This window comes from Neisseria sp. P0013.S005, assembly GCF_051958425.1.
GTDB lineage: Bacteria > Pseudomonadota > Gammaproteobacteria > Burkholderiales > Neisseriaceae > Neisseria > Neisseria subflava.
Window position 1 is genome coordinate 1 of the sequence record NZ_JBQCVL010000001.1, and the last position, 15,854, is coordinate 15,854.

The window sequence follows — 15,854 nt, forward strand, 5'->3', positions numbered from 1 at the left end:
GCCTACCGCCATCCCGCCATGGGCGAAATATCGGAACACCTCCTCAAACGCCTATTCACAGCCGAAAAGCCCAACGAAAAATGGCTGACCGACGTGACCGAACTCAAAGAAAAGGACGGCAAACTGTACCTCTCGCCAATATTGGACTTGTTCAACCGCGAGATCGTCGCCTACGCCATGAGCCGCAGAGCCGACAGCGAAATGGTGAAGGAAATGCTCGAAAAAGCCGCATCCCGGCTGACCGGCAAAGGAACGATGCTTCATTCGGACCAAGGTGTGCTGTACCGTACGTCGGGATATAGGGAATTGCTTGCCCAACATTCCATGGTTCAAAGCATGTCGCGAAAGGCGAACTGCTGGGACAATGCGCCGATGGAAAGCTTCTTTGCGGTGTTGAAGACGGAGTGTTTCTACCGTGCAGGAGAATTGACGGTGGACGAATTGATGAAACAGATAGATGACTATATGGATTACTACAACCGGGAGCGTTGCAGTTTGAAATTGAAAAAGCTGAGTCCTGTCGCATATAGAACCCAGCTTACACAGAGCGCCTGAATAGGCTTTTATGAGTGTCCAAGATTTGGGGGCCAGTTCATCTTTTCAGATGGCCTTCTCGATGGTAAACCTCATTGTATCTTCATCCCCAACACATTCATTTTAAAGCCCACTTAAGCTATAATACCCACCACACACACTACCCAGTCATACCATAACCATGCAACTTACCGTCGTCGGACTCAATCACCAAACCGCGCCCTTGAGCATACGCGAAAAACTGGCATTTGCAGCTGCAAATCTGCCGGATGCCGTGTCCAACCTCGCGCGCAGTGAGGCGGCGGAAGAAGCAGTCATTCTTTCTACCTGCAACCGCACCGAGCTTTACTGCGTCGGTGAAACCGAAAAAATCATCGACTGGTTGGCGCAATATCACGACCTGCCTGCCGAAGAAATCCGCCCTTACCTCTATACCTTGGATAATAATGAAACCGTCCGCCACGCCTTCCGTGTCGCCTGCGGTTTGGACTCCATGGTCTTGGGCGAACCGCAAATTCTCGGTCAAATCAAAGATGCCGTCCGCGTTGCGCAAGAACAGGAAAGCATCAATACCCACTTAAACGCCCTGTTTCAAAAAACCTTTGCCGTTGCCAAAGAAGTGCGTACTGACACTGCTGTCGGCGAAAACTCCGTCTCCATGGCTTCTGCATCGGTCAAAATGGCAGAGCAAATCTTCCCTTCCATTTCCGATCTGAACGTTCTCTTTATTGGCGCAGGCGAAATGATTGAACTGGTGGCCACTTATTTTGCCGCCAAAAATCCCAAGCTCATTACCGTTGCCAACCGTACACACCAGCGCGCGCAGGAATTGTGCGACAAACTCGGCGTCAACGCCGAAGCCTGCCTGTTGAATGAATTGCCCGATATTCTTCACGATTACGACGTGGTCGTTTCTTCCACCGCCAGCCAACTTCCCCTCGTCGGCAAAGGCATGGTTGAGCGCGCATTGAAAAAACGCCACAACATGCCTGTTTTCCTGCTGGATTTGGCCGTTCCGCGCGACATCGAAGCCGAAGTCGGCGAATTGGAAGACGCATATCTCTATACCGTAGACGACATGATGGACATTGTCCAAAGCGGTAAAGATGCGCGCAAAAAAGCAGCGGCGGCGGCTGAAAGCATGGTGGAAGAAAAAGTCAGCGAATTTATCCGCCTGCAGAAAAACCGTCAAAGCGTTCCGCTTATCCGCGCCTTGCGCGACGAAGGCGAACGTGCGCGCCGCCAAGTATTGGAAAATGCCATGAAGCAACTGGCAAAAGGCGTATCCGCCGAGGATGTCCTCGAACGCCTCTCCATCCAGTTGACCAACAAACTGCTCCACTCTCCGACACGCACGCTCAATAAAGCCGGCTCGGACAACAGCGAATTAATCGATGCCGTGGCGCAGATCTACCATTTGGATCAACACGACTGACCACAATTTAAAGGCCGTCTGAAAGAAGCGAACCGACCGGCAGGTCATATTCCAAAGCTTTCAGACGGCCTTAAAACAATAAAATCCCAATCATCATTTTTTCATTTAAAATGAAATGCTTGAAAAAAAACTGTTAAAGTGTAAAAATCCTACCTTATACATTTAAACAGCATTCAAACAATAAAACTACCTGCCGGCTCAAACGCATACCGACAATACGATAGGCACCGGCAAAAGGAACTTTCGTGAATATTAAAACAAACACATATCTGGCTCTTGCTGTTCTCTCAGCTTCCCTTCTTTCAGGTTGCGACAAAGTCAGCACCTTTTTCGGTAAAGACGAAAACAAAGAACTCGTCCAACGCATAGAAACCAATACCGATGACGGAAAAATCGGTATGTTGCTGCCCGACTTCGCCCAACTGGTGCAAAACGAAGGACAGGCCGTCGTCAATATTCAAGCGACACCGGCGAAACGCACTGCGACACCGGATGACGACCACAGCATGGACCTGAGTCAATTCCCCGACAACGATCCGTTTTACGAGTTCTTCAAACGCCTCGTTCCCAATATGCCCGACATGCCGCAAGAAGATACCGAAAGCGACGCTTTGAATTTCGGCTCCGGCTTCATCATCAGCAAAGACGGCTATATCCTGACCAATACCCACGTGGTTGCCGGCATGGGCAATATCAAAGTCCTGCTCAACGACAAACGCGAATACACAGCCAAACTGGTCGGCTCAGACGCCCAATCCGACGTCGCCCTCTTAAAAATTGAGCCGCAAGAAGACTTGCCGGTTGTCAAAATCGGCAATCCGAAAGATTTGAAACCGGGCGAATGGGTAGCCGCCATCGGCGCACCTTTCGGCTTTGACAACAGCGTAACCTCCGGCATCGTCTCCGCCAAAGGTCGCAGCCTGCCGAATGAAAACTACACGCCGTTCATCCAAACCGACGTTGCCATCAACCCAGGCAACTCTGGTGGCCCGTTATTCAACCTCCGCGGCCAAGTAGTCGGTATCAACTCGCAAATTTACAGCCGCAGCGGCGGTTTCATGGGTATTTCGTTTGCCATTCCGATTGATGTTGCCATGAATGTGGCCGAACAATTAAAAGCCAACGGTAAAGTCCAACGCGGTCAATTAGGCGTGGTTATTCAAGAAGTTTCTTACGATTTGGCCAAATCTTTCGGTTTGGACAAAGCAAGCGGCGCACTGATTGCCAAAATCATGCCGAACAGCGCGGCACAACAAGCCGGTTTGCAGGTTGGCGACATCGTACGCAAAGTTAACGGCGAAGAAGTCCGCGCTTCCAGCGATTTACCTGTTATGGTCGGCTCGATTATGCCGGGTAAAGAAGTGACTTTGAGCATTTGGCGCGGCGGCAAACAAACCGATGTCAAAGTCAAACTTGGCAGCGCGGCCGAGCAAACGGAAACTTCTGCAAAAGAAGCCGAACACCCACAATATGAAGGCGGCCACGACGGATTTACCGTTGAAAATGCAGGTGTTACTCTGCAGGTTGAAAACGCAGACGGCAAACAACGCTTAATCGTTCTGCGCGTCAACGGAGCGGCCGAACGTGCCGGCCTCAAACGCGGCGACGAAATCATTGCCGTCAGCCAAATCAGCGTCAATGACGAATCCACTTTCCGTAGCGCATTGGAAAGCTCAGGCAAAAACGTACCGCTTTTGGTACAACGCGATGGCAATACTTTGTTCCTTGCGCTAAATCTGCAGTAGTCCGATTTTTCAGACGGCATGATGATGTGTTAAATGATAAAATACCCATCTGTCAGAGGCGGTGGGTATTTTGTTATCCGTCTTCCAATTTAGGCCGTCTGAAAATATTTTACCGCTTATATACAATATAATTATGCAACTTATTAATTATTCAAATTCTATTTTATCTATCGTCCCGGCAGCCATTGCGCTCGCCCTGGCCATTGCCACACGCCGTGTGTTGCTGTCCCTGGGTGTCGGCATTATCGTTGGCTCATTCCTGCTGGTAGGCGGTAATCCACTCGATGCCTTGGTTCACTTAAAAGACATGGCGATCAGCCTGACTTGGGCGGACGGCGATTGGTCCTTGGGCAAACCCAAAATCCTGCTCTTTTTGGTGCTTTTGGGGATTTTCACTTCCCTGCTGACGCATTCCGGCAGCAACCAAGCATTTGCCGATTGGGCAAAACAGCACATCAAAGGCCGTCGCGGTGCGAAGCTGCTGACCGCCTGTCTGGTATTCGTTACCTTTATTGACGACTATTTCCACAGCCTTGCCGTCGGTGCGATTGCCCGCCCTGTAACCGACAAATTCAAAGTTTCCCGCGCCAAACTGGCTTATATCCTTGACTCCACTGCCGCACCAATGTGCGTTTTGATGCCGGTATCCAGCTGGGGCGCATCGATTATCGCTACTTTGGCAGGCCTTTTGGTAACTTACAACATTACAGACTACACACCGATGGGCGCATTCGTGGCCATGAGCCTGATGAATTACTACGCCGTCTTCGCATTGATTATGGTGTTTGTCGTTGCCTGGTTCTCCTTCGACATCGGCTCTATGGCCCGTTTGGAACGCGCCGCTTTGAACGAAATTCATGATGAAGCCATTGAAACAAGCCATCCCAACGGCCGTGTATTTGCACTGATTGTGCCGGTTTTGGTACTGATTGTCGCCACTGTTTCCGCCATGATTTACACTGGTGCGCAAGCTTCTGAGACCTTCTCTTTGCTCAGCGCATTTGAAAATACCGATGTGAACACTTCCCTCGTGTTCGGCGGTACTTGCGGCGTATTGGCCGTCATCCTCTGCACCATCGGCACCATCAAAACCAGCGATTACCCTAAAGCCATTTGGCAAGGCATCATCTCTATGCGCGGTGCCATTACCATCTTGATTTTGGCATGGATTATCAGCACTGTTGTCAGCGAGATGCACACCGGCGAATACCTCTCCACTTTGGTGGCAGGCAATATCCACGCAGGCTTCCTGCCCGTGATTTTGTTTATGCTCGCAGGCGTGATGGCCTTCGCTACCGGCACAAGCTGGGGCACATTCGGCATCATGTTGCCGATTGCCGCCGCCATGGCCGTCAAAGTCGAACCATCGCTAATTATCCCTTGCATGTCTGCCGTAATGGCCGGTGCCGTATTCGGCGACCACTGCTCGCCAATTTCCGACACCACCATCCTCTCTTCTACCGGCGCACACTGTAACCACATCGACCACGTTACCTCGCAATTCCCTTACGCGCTGACCGTAGCCGCGTCTGCTGCCATGGGCTACCTTGCACTGGGCATGACCGGCTCTGCACCTTTGGGTTTTGTGGTAACCGGCATCGCGATGGTTGTGTTGATTCTGATCTTAAAAGACAAGAAAAAAGCAACTGCCTAATTCAAAACCAATATTCAGACAGCCTGAGATATCCCTATACTCTCAGGCCGTCTGAACATAACGATTATCCAATAGATACATTATTCAGGACAAAACAATGAATACGCCTCATCTTCCACGCGGCCCAGTCATGGCCGACGTCGCCGCCTATCATCTGACCGAAGAAGAAAAACAACGCCTGCTCGACCCTGCCGTCGGTGGCATTATTTTGTTCCGCCGCAACTTTGAAAACGTTTCCCAACTCAAAGCTTTGGTTCAAGAAATCAAAGCCGTCCGTACACCTGAACTCATCATCGCCGTCGACCACGAAGGCGGACGGGTTCAACGTTTTATTGACGGCTTCACCCGCCTACCGGCCATGAACGTATTGGGCGAAATTTGGGACAACGAAGGCAAAGAAGCCGCCTGCGCCCAAGCAGAACAAGTCGGTTGGGTTTTGGCTACCGAACTCTCCGCCTGCGGCATCGACCTATCCTTTACGCCTGTATTGGATTTAGACTGGGGTCAATGCGCCGTCATCGGCAACCGCAGTTTCCACCGCGACGCCAACATCGTTACCCAGCTTGCCCTTGCCCTGCAAAAAGGCCTGAACAAAGGCGGCATGAAATCTTGCGGCAAACACTTCCCCGGCCACGGCTTTGTTGAAGGCGACAGCCATCACGTCCTGCCTTGCGATGAACGCAGCCGCGAAGAGCTGGAAGCTGCCGACCTTATCCCCTTCCGCGCATTGAGCCAAGCAGGTATGGCCGCAGTCATGCCTGCCCACGTCGTCTATCCTCAAATAGACAGCCAACCTGCAGGCTTCTCCGAAAAATGGCTGAAGCAAATCCTGCGCCAAGAAATCGGATTTAACGGCGTTATCTTTTCAGACGACCTGACCATGGAAGGTGCATGCGGTGTCGGCGGTATTAAAGAACGCGCCCGCCTTTCTTTTGAAGCAGGCTGCGATATTGTACTGGTGTGCAACCGCCCTGACTTGGTCGATGAATTGCGAGACGGTTTCCACGCACCGGCAAACGCCGATTTGGCAGCACGTTGGCAATACATGGCCAACACATTGACCGTACAAGAAGCTACCAACATCATGGCAACCGAAGAATTCCAAGCCGCCCAACAGGCTACTGCCAAACTGGCAACGCCCAAAGACATCGCAGGCGGTGTCAAAGTCGGCGAAGCATTCTGATTTCAGGCCGTCTGAAACATTGACGGCAAATAAAAAAGGAAGACTTGAAAAAGTCTTCCTTTTTTGTCTTCCTAATTAATGATGTTTTACGTTATAGCGACGTTCCAAACGTAAGAATACCCATCCTAATACACTCGTCAATACAAGATAAATCAATGCAACCGTATAAAGTGGCTCTTGGAATATCGAATACTGGCCAGTAATCGCTTTTTGAACAGACATAAGTTCAGGAACTGCAATAACAGATAGCAAAGAACTATCTTTCAAAAGCGTGATAAATTCACCTGCAAGTGGCGGCAACATACGGCGAAGAGCCTGAGGCAAAATCACATAACGCATCGCCTGAGTATAGGTCAGACCCAAAGAACGCGCAGCTTCCATTTGGCCTTTATCAATCGACTGGATACCGGCACGGAAAATCTCACAAACATATGCACCTGAGTTTGCAATCAAAGCCATTACACCCGCAATCAATGGGCCATAAGAACGACGAAAATTAATTGCAGCTTCTCCGCTGATTAATGCACCATCGGTAGGATGTACAAAAAATGGGAAAATAACAAAAGCCCAAATAATAACTTGAGCAAGCAATGGCGTACCGCGGAACAACGCAACATACACAAAAGAAATCTTACGCAAAACCCAAGCCAAGACACGTATCGGCGCACCGGCTTTTTCCGGATTAACCAAACGCGCCAACGCCAGCAGCAAACCTAAAATCGAACCGCCAATCGTTGCAACCACTGTAATTCCCAGCGTCGCTAATACGCCGTAAAAAAACATCCAGCGGTATTCATAAATAATGTCAAAACGAAAATCCATAACCCTTCCGTCGGTCAAAATCGGTAACTAATCCGAATATTTTTTAAAATGAAGCTTGATATTTTACAAGAAAATACATTGCTTGAACGGTTTTTTGTTAAATTATTCCGCCCAACCCTGCTTTTTTACATTTCCAATGAATTACAGCCCCTTTTCACCTTTGCCAATATAAGACATTTTCCGTATAAAAAACAAAGCGCAAACCCGATACAAAATTGACCGAAACACAAAAACAGCGGATAATCCGCCCATTCTTCAAACATCTTTCAGACGGCCTTCCCTCTTCCCTTGAGGGCCGTCTGAAAACATTTTAAAAAGCATAAAACATGAAAGCACCCGAACTCTTATTACCTGCAGGCGGCCTCGAACGCATGCGCGCCGCCTACGACTACGGCGCAGACGCCGTTTATGCAGGCAGCCCACGTTACTCCCTGCGCGCCCGCAACAACGAATTTGCCAAACTCGACGTCCTCGAGCAAGGCATTAAAGAAGCGCACGAGCGCAACAAAAAATTCTTCCTGACCGTCAATACGCTGCCGCACAACTCCAAACTCAAAACCTTTGTTTCCGATATGGAGCCCTTGATTGCCATGAAACCTGACGCACTGATTATGGCGGATCCGGGTTTGATTATGACCGTGCGCGAAAAATGGCCGGAAATGCCGATTCACCTGTCCGTTCAGGCAAACACCACCAACTACTGGGGCGTGAAATTCTGGCAAAACATCGGTGTCGAACGCATTATTCTGTCACGCGAATTGAGCATGGAAGAAATCGCCGAAATCCGCCAAGAATGCCCTGACATTGAACTCGAAGTCTTCATCCACGGCGCATTGTGCATCGCCTACTCCGGCCGCTGCCTGCTCTCCGGCTATTTCAACCACCGTGACCCCAACCAAGGCACCTGCACCAACTCCTGCCGTTGGGATTACAAAGTCCACAACGCCACTGAAAGCGATGCGGGCGATGCCCAGCTTCTGCAGGGCTTCAACTTTGAAAAAGCCCAAGAAGAAGCCAACCAAAACTTTGAAGGCATCAACGGTCAAAAACGCCATCCATATGCCGACAAAGTTTTCCTGATTGAAGAGTCCAACCGCCCGGGCGAAATGATGCCGATTATGGAAGACGAACACGGCACCTACATCATGAACTCCAAAGACCTTCGCGGCATTGAGGTGGTTGAGAAACTGGCCAAAATCGGTGTCGACAGCCTCAAAGTCGAAGGCCGCACCAAATCGCTTTATTATGTTGCACGCGTGGCCCAGTCCTACCGCAAAGCGATTGATGATGCCGTTGCAGGCCGTCCGTTTGATTACAGCCTGTTAAGCGAACTCGAAGGCCTTGCCAACCGCGGCTACACCAGCGGCTTCCTTGAGCGCCACCAAACTCAGGATTACCAAAACTACCTCAGTGGTCATTCGATTGCCAAACAAAGCCAATATGTCGGCCACGTTACCGAAATCGATGAAAACGGCTGGGCAACCATCGAAGTCAAAAACCGCTTTGCCGTCGGCGATTCACTCGAAATCATCCACCCAAGCGGCAACCAAACCATCAAATTGGAACAAATGACCCGCAAAGGCCAGCCTGTCGATGTGGCACCAGGCAACGGCATTCAAGTCAAAATCCCCAATATGCAGGGCAAAGAAAAAGCTTTGGTTGCGCGGATTATGAATCCTTAAGCATCAACAAAATAAAGGCCGTCTGAAAGTTTCAGACGGCCTTTTAAATTATCTATACTGTTTTAAGCCTGTTCTTGCAATACGGCGGCAATCAACTCTTCCGCACCATCATCTGCCAGTTTTTTGGCGACTGCACGACCCAAGGCATCGGCGTATTCGGCAGGGGCTTGCGCGTCCGCTTGCAAAATGACCGAACCGTCAGGATGACCAACCAAGCCGCGCAAGGTCAGCAAGCCGTTTTCTTCAGTGCAATATGCGGCCAGCGGCACTTGGCAGCTTCCGCCCAGAGCGCGCGCCAAAGCGCGTTCGGCAGTAACGCAGGCGTGCGTGGTATCGTGGTTCAAAGGCTTTAAGACTTCGTACAAATCTTCGCGATGCGCTGCAATTTCAATACCCAATGCGCCTTGTCCGGCGGCAGGCAGGCTGTCGGATTCTGTCAAAATCATGCGGATGCGTTCGTCCAATTCCAGACGCTGTAAACCGGCGGCAGCCAAGATAATCGCGTCGTATTCGCCGTTATCGAGTTTGGACAAACGGGTTTGCACATTGCCGCGCAAAGGTTTGATAACCAAATGCGGATAGCGCGCACGCAACTGGGCTTCGCGGCGCAGGCTGGATGTGCCGACAATGGCGCCTTTGGGCATTTCTTCCAAACGCGCGTATTGGTTGGACACAAACGCATCAAACGGATTGGCGCGTTCGCCGATGGCCGCAAGCGCGAAACCTTCAGGTAAATCCATCGGTACATCTTTAATCGAATGCACGGCCAGGTCGGCCCTGCCGTCATACAAAGCCTGTTCCAACTCTTTGACAAACAAGCCTTTACCGCCAACTTTTGACAAAGTTCTGTCCAAAATCTGGTCGCCGCGCGTGGTCATGCCCAAAATCTCGACTTCGCAATCGGGATATAGGGCTTTCAGACGGCCTTGGATATGTTTTGCCTGCCACATGGCAAGCAGGCTTTCGCGACTGGCGATAACGAGTTTTTTCGGGTTCATAATGGTTGCCTGAAAGATGGAAAACGGCATGAAGTCTATCATAATTCTGAAAATGAGCGCTATTGAAAAGACTGTCTTCTTTTTGTGCCATTTTTACTTCTTTTAATTGCAATGAGAAGCATAAATTTAATATGCATAAAATATCAAATGGAGTAAAAAAGTTTAATTTTTATGCTAAAATCTTAAGCGAAGTGCAAGGGTGTATTTCTTATCATTGATGATAACTAGTCTATTTTTTAACTTTATGGTACCTATTATGAAAAATGTAAGTAAGTTAAATAAAAATACAAGCATGAAATTATCTACGGCAGCGGTCGTACTTCTTTCTGCATTGGGTGTTTCTACGATTGCTAATGCAGCAGATAATTTTATTCGTGTTAGTGATGGCACTGAAGAAGCTACAGTTGGTATTTCAAAGGATGTCGCTGTTGGTCGCAATGCTAAGGCTAATGATGGAAACACTAGCGTTGCTATTGGCGGTGCGACAACAGTAGGTGCAGACACCGTTGCAAAAGGAAACGGTGCTAGTGCATACGGTTATGGTGCTAAAGCTGATGGAGCTAATGCTTCGGCTCTTGGTAATCAAGCTAATGCTACAGGGCTAGCTACAACTGCGGTTGGGGTATCTACCCAAGCAACAGGCGCTTATTCTGTTGCTGTAGGTTCAAATGCTAAAGCTACAGGCGTAGGGGCTGTAGGTATTGGTTTGGCATCTACAGCGGGTACTGGAGCAACTAAAAATTTTACTGTATCTGTCGGGGCATATTCAGGCGCTGATGTAGAAAATGGCGTTGCATTAGGTTCATACTCTAAAGCAACTGTTAATAAAGAGGCTGTAGGATATGATCCGTCAACTCAAGCTGCTACAACTGAGACAAGTGCAGCTTGGAAAGCTTCACATGCTGCGGTTTCTGTTGGTGACGTTGACAACAATATCACCCGTCAAATCACCAGCGTTGCTGCGGGTACAAAAGATACTGATGCAGTGAACGTGGCTCAATTGAAATCTTTAGACGGTAAAGTTGAGAAAAACAAAACCGATATTGCAACTAATAAAGCCGATATCGCAACCAACAAAACCAATATTGCGACTAACACGGGTAATATTGCGACTAATACAGCTAATATTGCTGCTAACACGGGTAATATTGCGACTAATACAGCTAATATTGCTGCTAACACGGGTAAGATTACGGCTAATACAGCTAATATTGCGGCTAACACAGCTAACATTCAGACTAACGCGAATAATATTGCGGCGATTAACACTCAATTAGCGGATAATAACGATTCCATCAATGAATTGCGTGGCAATGTAAACCTCTTAAATAAAGACTTGAGAGGCGGTGTTGCGAGTGCGATTGCTCACGCTTCTGTTCCTCAATCCACCAAAGCCGGTGCTATCGGTGTGGGCGTGGGTACCGGTTTCTATGGTGGTCAATCTGCGGTTTCTCTTGGTGTGTCCGGTGTTACCCCTAATGAAAACTGGGTGTTTAAAGCCAGCGTTTCTACCAACAGTCGTGGTAACTACGGTGTGGGTGCCGGTGCGTTTTACCAATGGTAATAAACTGTTAATTCCGAGTTAATCGGAGCATAATAAAAAAGCCATTCTGAAATAGAATGGCTTTTTTGTTGCGATGAGAAATTATGCTAAGATTTTGTCTAATGCTTTGCTGACATCTTCTACTTTTTGCGTGCCGTCTAAGCGGAAATATTAGGTGTTGCCCGCTTTGGCTTCTGCTTGGTAGTAATCCACTAATGGTTTGGTGGTGTTGTGATACACTTTTTTTGGGCGGTTTTTCAGACGGCATGAGGGTGAATATGTTATATTTACGCCTAAAAACCCAATTTTCCGGACAACATGAAACGCGCCAAACAATATCCTTTTTTATCCTTACAGCGGCAACGTTTTCATCTAAACTTTGAAAACGCCTCTTCCGCCGCCAACCTTCCGAGCGAACGCGACTTCTACCGCTGGGCGTGGTCTGCCTTGAAAAACGAATACTGCCGCGCAGACATCAGCCTGATTCTTCTGGACGAAGAAGAAGCCCGCGCTTACAACCGCGACTACCGCGGCAAAGATTACGCCACCAATGTATTGAGTTTCGCGCTCAACGAAGGCGAAATCCTACCCGACCAGTTTTCAGACGGCCTGTATGGCGATTTGGTGATTTGTCCGCAAGTGGTTTTGAAAGAAGCCACCGAACAAGGCAAAACACCCGAGCAGCATTTTGCCCACCTGACCATACACGGTACTTTACACCTGATGGGCTACGACCACATCGAAGACGATGAAGCCGAAATAATGGAAGCCGAAGAAATCCGCCTGATGCTGGCGGCAGGCTTCCCCAACCCCTACCAAGAGGACGAATATTAAAATGGACGGTACGCAGTCGAAACCAAAATTTTTCGAACGCCTAATCTCCCGACTTGCCGGCGAGCCCGACTCCGCCGAAGACGTATTGACCCTGCTGCGCCAAGCACACGAGCAGGAAGTTTTTGACGCCGAGACACTGACCCGGCTGGAAAAAGTATTGGACTTTGCCGAGCTGGAAGTGCGCGATGCGATGATTACGCGCAGCCGCATGAACGTATTGAAAGAGAACGACAGCATCGAGCGCATCACGGCCTACGTCATCGAAACCGCCCATTCGCGTTTCCCTGTCATCGGCGAAGACAAAGACGAAGTTTTGGGTATTTTGCACGCCAAAGACCTACTCAAATATATGTTCAACCCCGAGCAGTTCCACCTGCAATCCGTCTTGCGCCCTGCCGTTTTCGTTCCCGAAGGCAAATCTTTGACCGCCCTTTTAAAAGAGTTCCGCGAACAGCGTAACCACATGGCGATTGTCATCGACGAATACGGCGGCACATCCGGCTTGGTCACCTTTGAAGACATCATCGAGCAAATCGTCGGCGAAATCGAAGACGAGTTTGACGAAGACGACAGCGCCGACAACATCCATGCCGTTTCTTCCGAACGCTGGCGCATCCACGCGGCTACCGAAATCGAAGACATCAACACCTTCTTCGGTACGGAATACAGCAGCGAAGAAGCCGACACCATCGGCGGCCTGGTCATTCAAGAGTTGGGGCATCTGCCCGTACGCGGCGAAAAAGTCATCATCGGCAGCCTGCAATTTACTGTTGCACGCGCCGACAACCGCCGTCTGCACACCCTGATGGCCACACGAATTAAAGAAAACACGGATAAACCATGATTATTCTGGATCACGTTTCCAAACACTATCAAACACGCGACAAAAAAGACTTTGTCGCCGTCGAGCCGACCAGCCTCGAAATCAAACAGGGTGAAATCTTTGGCCTGATGGGCTACTCCGGTGCAGGCAAATCCACCTTGTTGCGTCTGATTAACTTATTGGAACGTCCGGATACAGGTACCGTCAGCGTGTGCGGCCAAGAACTGACCGCGCTCAACGCCACGCAACTGCGCCACGCCCGACAAAACATCGGCATGGTGTTCCAACAGTTCAACCTATTGAGCAACCGTACCGTTGCCGAAAACGTCGCTTTTCCTTTAGAAATTGCCAAATGGCCGTCTAAAAAAATCCAAGCGCGTGTTGAAGAATGTTTGGAAATCGTCGACTTGCAAGACCGTGCCAACCATTACCCGTCCCAACTTTCCGGCGGTCAAAAACAACGTGTCGGCATTGCCCGCGCGCTGGCGCCGCAACCTCAAGTCATCCTCGCCGACGAACCCACTTCCGCCCTCGACCCCGCCACTACGCGCAGCGTTTTGAAGTGTTTGGAAGACATCAACCGACGTTTCAACGTAACCATCGTCATCGTTACCCACGAAATGAGCGTTATCCGCCGCCTGTGCGACCGTGCCGCCCTCTTGGACAAAGGCCGTCTGCTGGAAATCGTTGAAGTACACGGCAACCAAATCCATGCCCAATCCGAAATCGGGCAAGAGCTGATTCGAGAGGACTAATATGGCAAATTTGACATTTGAAAGTGCTGTTGAGACCATCGTCAGCATGAAGGGCGAAATTATCCAAGCCTTGGGCGAAACCTTTATTATGGTCGGTCTATCGACTACTTTCGCCGTTATCTTCGGTACGATTTTGGGCGTATTGCTGTTTGTGACGTCAAGTCATCAGTTGCACTACAACAAACAGCTGAATTTATTTTTAGACAACCTGGTCAACCTGATGCGCGCATTCCCTTTCGTCATCCTGATGATTGCCATGATTCCTGTTACACGCGCCATCATCGGCACGACCATCGGCCCGGTTGCCGCCTCATTGGTATTGAGCGTATCCGGCCTGTTCTACTTCGCCCGTCTGGTCGAGCAAAACCTGCGCGAAGTGCCCAGAGGCGTGATTGAAGCGGCCTCCGCAATGGGTGCTTCGACCATGAGCATCATCTGTAAAGTGCTTTTAAATGAGGCGCGTGCAGGTATGGTTTCCAGCATTACCGTACTGGCTATCGGCCTTCTGTCGTACAGCGCGGCAGCAGGTATGATTGGCGGTGGCGGTTTGGGCGACCTTGCCATCCGTTACGGCTACTACCGCTATCAAATGGAAGTCATCATCTTCATCGTCGCCATCCTGGTTTTACTCGTTATCCTGATTCAAGGTATCGGCAACAGATTGGCACGCAAACTGGATAAACGTTAAATAAACCAGGCCGTCTGAAATGGACTTACTATTTTTCAGACGGCCTATTATCTATTTAGAACATATTAGGATATATATATTCCAAATAAGTTTACAAAAAACATCCTCATATTTCCAAAATAGATTTACAATCCCTCTTTATTTTGACGGCGGCAGCTTGAGGCCGTCTGAAACCGCTTTATCATCCATCAGGAGCAAAATATGCAAATCAACACATTCTTCAAAACCCTTTCAGCCGCTGCGCTCGCCATCGTACTGGCTGCCTGCGGCGGTCAAAAAGACAGCGCGCCTGCTGCTTCTGCCGCTTCCTCTGCCGACAACGGCGCAGAGAAAAAAGAAATCGTCTTCGGTACAACCGTCGGCGACTTCGGCGATATGGTAAAAGACCAAATCCAACCGGCTTTGGAGAAAAAAGGCTATAAAGTCAAACTGATCGAGTTCACCGACTATGTCCGCCCCAACCTTGCTTTGGCTGAAGGCGAATTGGACATCAACATCTTTCAACACAAACCTTATCTAGACGACTTCAAAAAAGAACACAAACTGGACATTGTTGAAGCCTTCCAAGTACCGACTGCACCTTTGGGCTTGTACCCTGGCAAACTGAAATCTTTAGACGAAGTGAAAGACGGTGTCAGCGTTTCTGCACCTAACGACCCATCTAACTTTGCCCGTGCATTGGTTATGTTGAACGAATTGGGCTGGATTAAACTGAAAGCCGACGTTGATCCGCTGACTGCTTCTAAAAACGATATTGCTGAAAATCCAAAAAACATCCAAATCGTAGAACTTGAAGCCGCCCAACTGCCACGCAGCCGTGCCGACGTTGACTTTGCCGTCGTTAACGGCAACTACGCCATGAGCAGCGGCATGAAACTGACTGAAGCCCTGTTCCAAGAGCCAAGCTTTGCCTACGTTAACTGGTCTGCCGTCCGCACTGCCGACAAAGACAGCCAATGGCTGAAAGATGTAACCGAAGCTTACAACTCTGACGAGTTCAAAGCCTACTCACAAAAACGCTTTGCCGGTTACAAATATCCTGCTGCATGGGGTGAAAATGCAGCTGCAGGTGCTCAAGCCGAAGCTGCTTCTACTGCTTCTGCAACCAAATAAGTAACTTTTTGAAAAAGGCCGTCTGAACATTCAGACGGCCTTTTT

General features: G+C 49.4%; 14 protein-coding genes. 12 read left to right on the plus strand and 2 right to left on the minus strand.

The window, feature by feature from the left end; translation table 11 throughout:
- The 5 genes from ACTHTA_RS00005 to nagZ form a co-directional block, all read left to right on the plus strand.
- The coding region (locus ACTHTA_RS00005; protein ID WP_440376361.1) for an IS3 family transposase at positions 1-555 on the plus strand (555 nt) is incomplete at its 5' end.
- 160 nt (positions 556-715) lie between these two features.
- The gene (hemA, locus tag ACTHTA_RS00010; RefSeq protein WP_003684306.1) at positions 716-1,969 is read left to right on the plus strand and encodes a glutamyl-tRNA reductase; all 1,254 of its coding nucleotides are present in this window, start codon (positions 716-718) and stop codon (positions 1,967-1,969) included.
- A gap of 245 nt (positions 1,970-2,214) precedes the next feature.
- Positions 2,215-3,714: a DegQ family serine endoprotease gene (locus ACTHTA_RS00015; RefSeq protein WP_308887889.1), complete on the plus strand. Its 1,500-nt coding sequence runs from the start codon at positions 2,215-2,217 to the stop codon at positions 3,712-3,714.
- 133 nt (positions 3,715-3,847) lie between these two features.
- On the plus strand, positions 3,848-5,368 hold the full coding sequence (locus tag ACTHTA_RS00020) for a Na+/H+ antiporter NhaC family protein (protein ID WP_313971215.1): 1,521 nt from the start codon (positions 3,848-3,850) through the stop codon (positions 5,366-5,368).
- A gap of 97 nt (positions 5,369-5,465) precedes the next feature.
- Entirely contained in the window at positions 5,466-6,551 is a 1,086-nt protein-coding gene (gene nagZ / locus ACTHTA_RS00025; RefSeq protein WP_308887887.1) for a beta-N-acetylhexosaminidase, read from the plus strand.
- Between the two features lie 75 nt (positions 6,552-6,626).
- On the opposite strand, the gene ACTHTA_RS00030 is transcribed toward nagZ, so the two are convergent.
- Entirely contained in the window at positions 6,627-7,373 is a 747-nt protein-coding gene (locus tag ACTHTA_RS00030) for an amino acid ABC transporter permease (protein ID WP_308887885.1), read from the minus strand.
- A 326-nt stretch (positions 7,374-7,699) separates the two neighbouring features.
- Here ACTHTA_RS00030 and trhP point away from each other — a divergent pair, with 326 nt between their 5' ends.
- Positions 7,700-9,055 carry a prephenate-dependent tRNA uridine(34) hydroxylase TrhP gene (gene trhP, locus ACTHTA_RS00035; RefSeq protein WP_049329556.1) on the plus strand — a complete coding sequence of 452 codons (1,356 nt, stop codon included), beginning with the start codon at positions 7,700-7,702 and terminating at the stop codon, positions 9,053-9,055.
- Positions 9,056-9,117: 62 nt separating this feature from the next.
- Here the strand turns inward: trhP and hemC are convergent, their stop codons facing one another.
- Positions 9,118-10,053: a hydroxymethylbilane synthase gene (hemC, locus tag ACTHTA_RS00040; protein WP_250590528.1), complete on the minus strand. Its 936-nt coding sequence runs from the start codon at positions 10,051-10,053 to the stop codon at positions 9,118-9,120.
- Positions 10,054-10,309: 256 nt separating this feature from the next.
- On the opposite strand from hemC, the gene ACTHTA_RS00045 reads away from it, so the two are divergent.
- The 6 genes from ACTHTA_RS00045 to ACTHTA_RS00070 all read left to right on the plus strand — a co-directional run bounded on the left by ACTHTA_RS00045 (position 10,310) and on the right by ACTHTA_RS00070 (position 15,809).
- Positions 10,310-11,617, plus strand: a complete 1,308-nt coding sequence (locus tag ACTHTA_RS00045) for a YadA family autotransporter adhesin (protein WP_440364466.1) — start codon at positions 10,310-10,312, stop codon at positions 11,615-11,617.
- A gap of 297 nt (positions 11,618-11,914) precedes the next feature.
- Positions 11,915-12,430, plus strand: a complete 516-nt coding sequence (gene ybeY, locus ACTHTA_RS00050) for an rRNA maturation RNase YbeY (RefSeq protein ID WP_250590532.1) — start codon at positions 11,915-11,917, stop codon at positions 12,428-12,430.
- Position 12,431: 1 nt separating this feature from the next.
- Positions 12,432-13,274 carry an HlyC/CorC family transporter gene (locus ACTHTA_RS00055; RefSeq protein ID WP_049329553.1) on the plus strand — a complete coding sequence of 281 codons (843 nt, stop codon included), beginning with the start codon at positions 12,432-12,434 and terminating at the stop codon, positions 13,272-13,274.
- A complete protein-coding gene (locus ACTHTA_RS00060; RefSeq protein ID WP_003679393.1) occupies positions 13,271-14,008 on the plus strand; it encodes a methionine ABC transporter ATP-binding protein in 738 nt (245 codons plus the stop codon). The genes ACTHTA_RS00055 and ACTHTA_RS00060 overlap by 4 nt, the downstream gene beginning before the upstream one ends.
- A gap of 1 nt (position 14,009) precedes the next feature.
- Positions 14,010-14,696 (plus strand): methionine ABC transporter permease, encoded by a 687-nt coding sequence (locus ACTHTA_RS00065; RefSeq protein WP_049329551.1) that lies wholly within the window; start codon positions 14,010-14,012, stop codon positions 14,694-14,696.
- A 201-nt stretch (positions 14,697-14,897) separates the two neighbouring features.
- Positions 14,898-15,809 carry a MetQ/NlpA family ABC transporter substrate-binding protein gene (locus ACTHTA_RS00070; RefSeq protein ID WP_003684378.1) on the plus strand — a complete coding sequence of 304 codons (912 nt, stop codon included), beginning with the start codon at positions 14,898-14,900 and terminating at the stop codon, positions 15,807-15,809.
- The last annotated feature ends 45 nt before the right edge of the window (positions 15,810-15,854 follow it).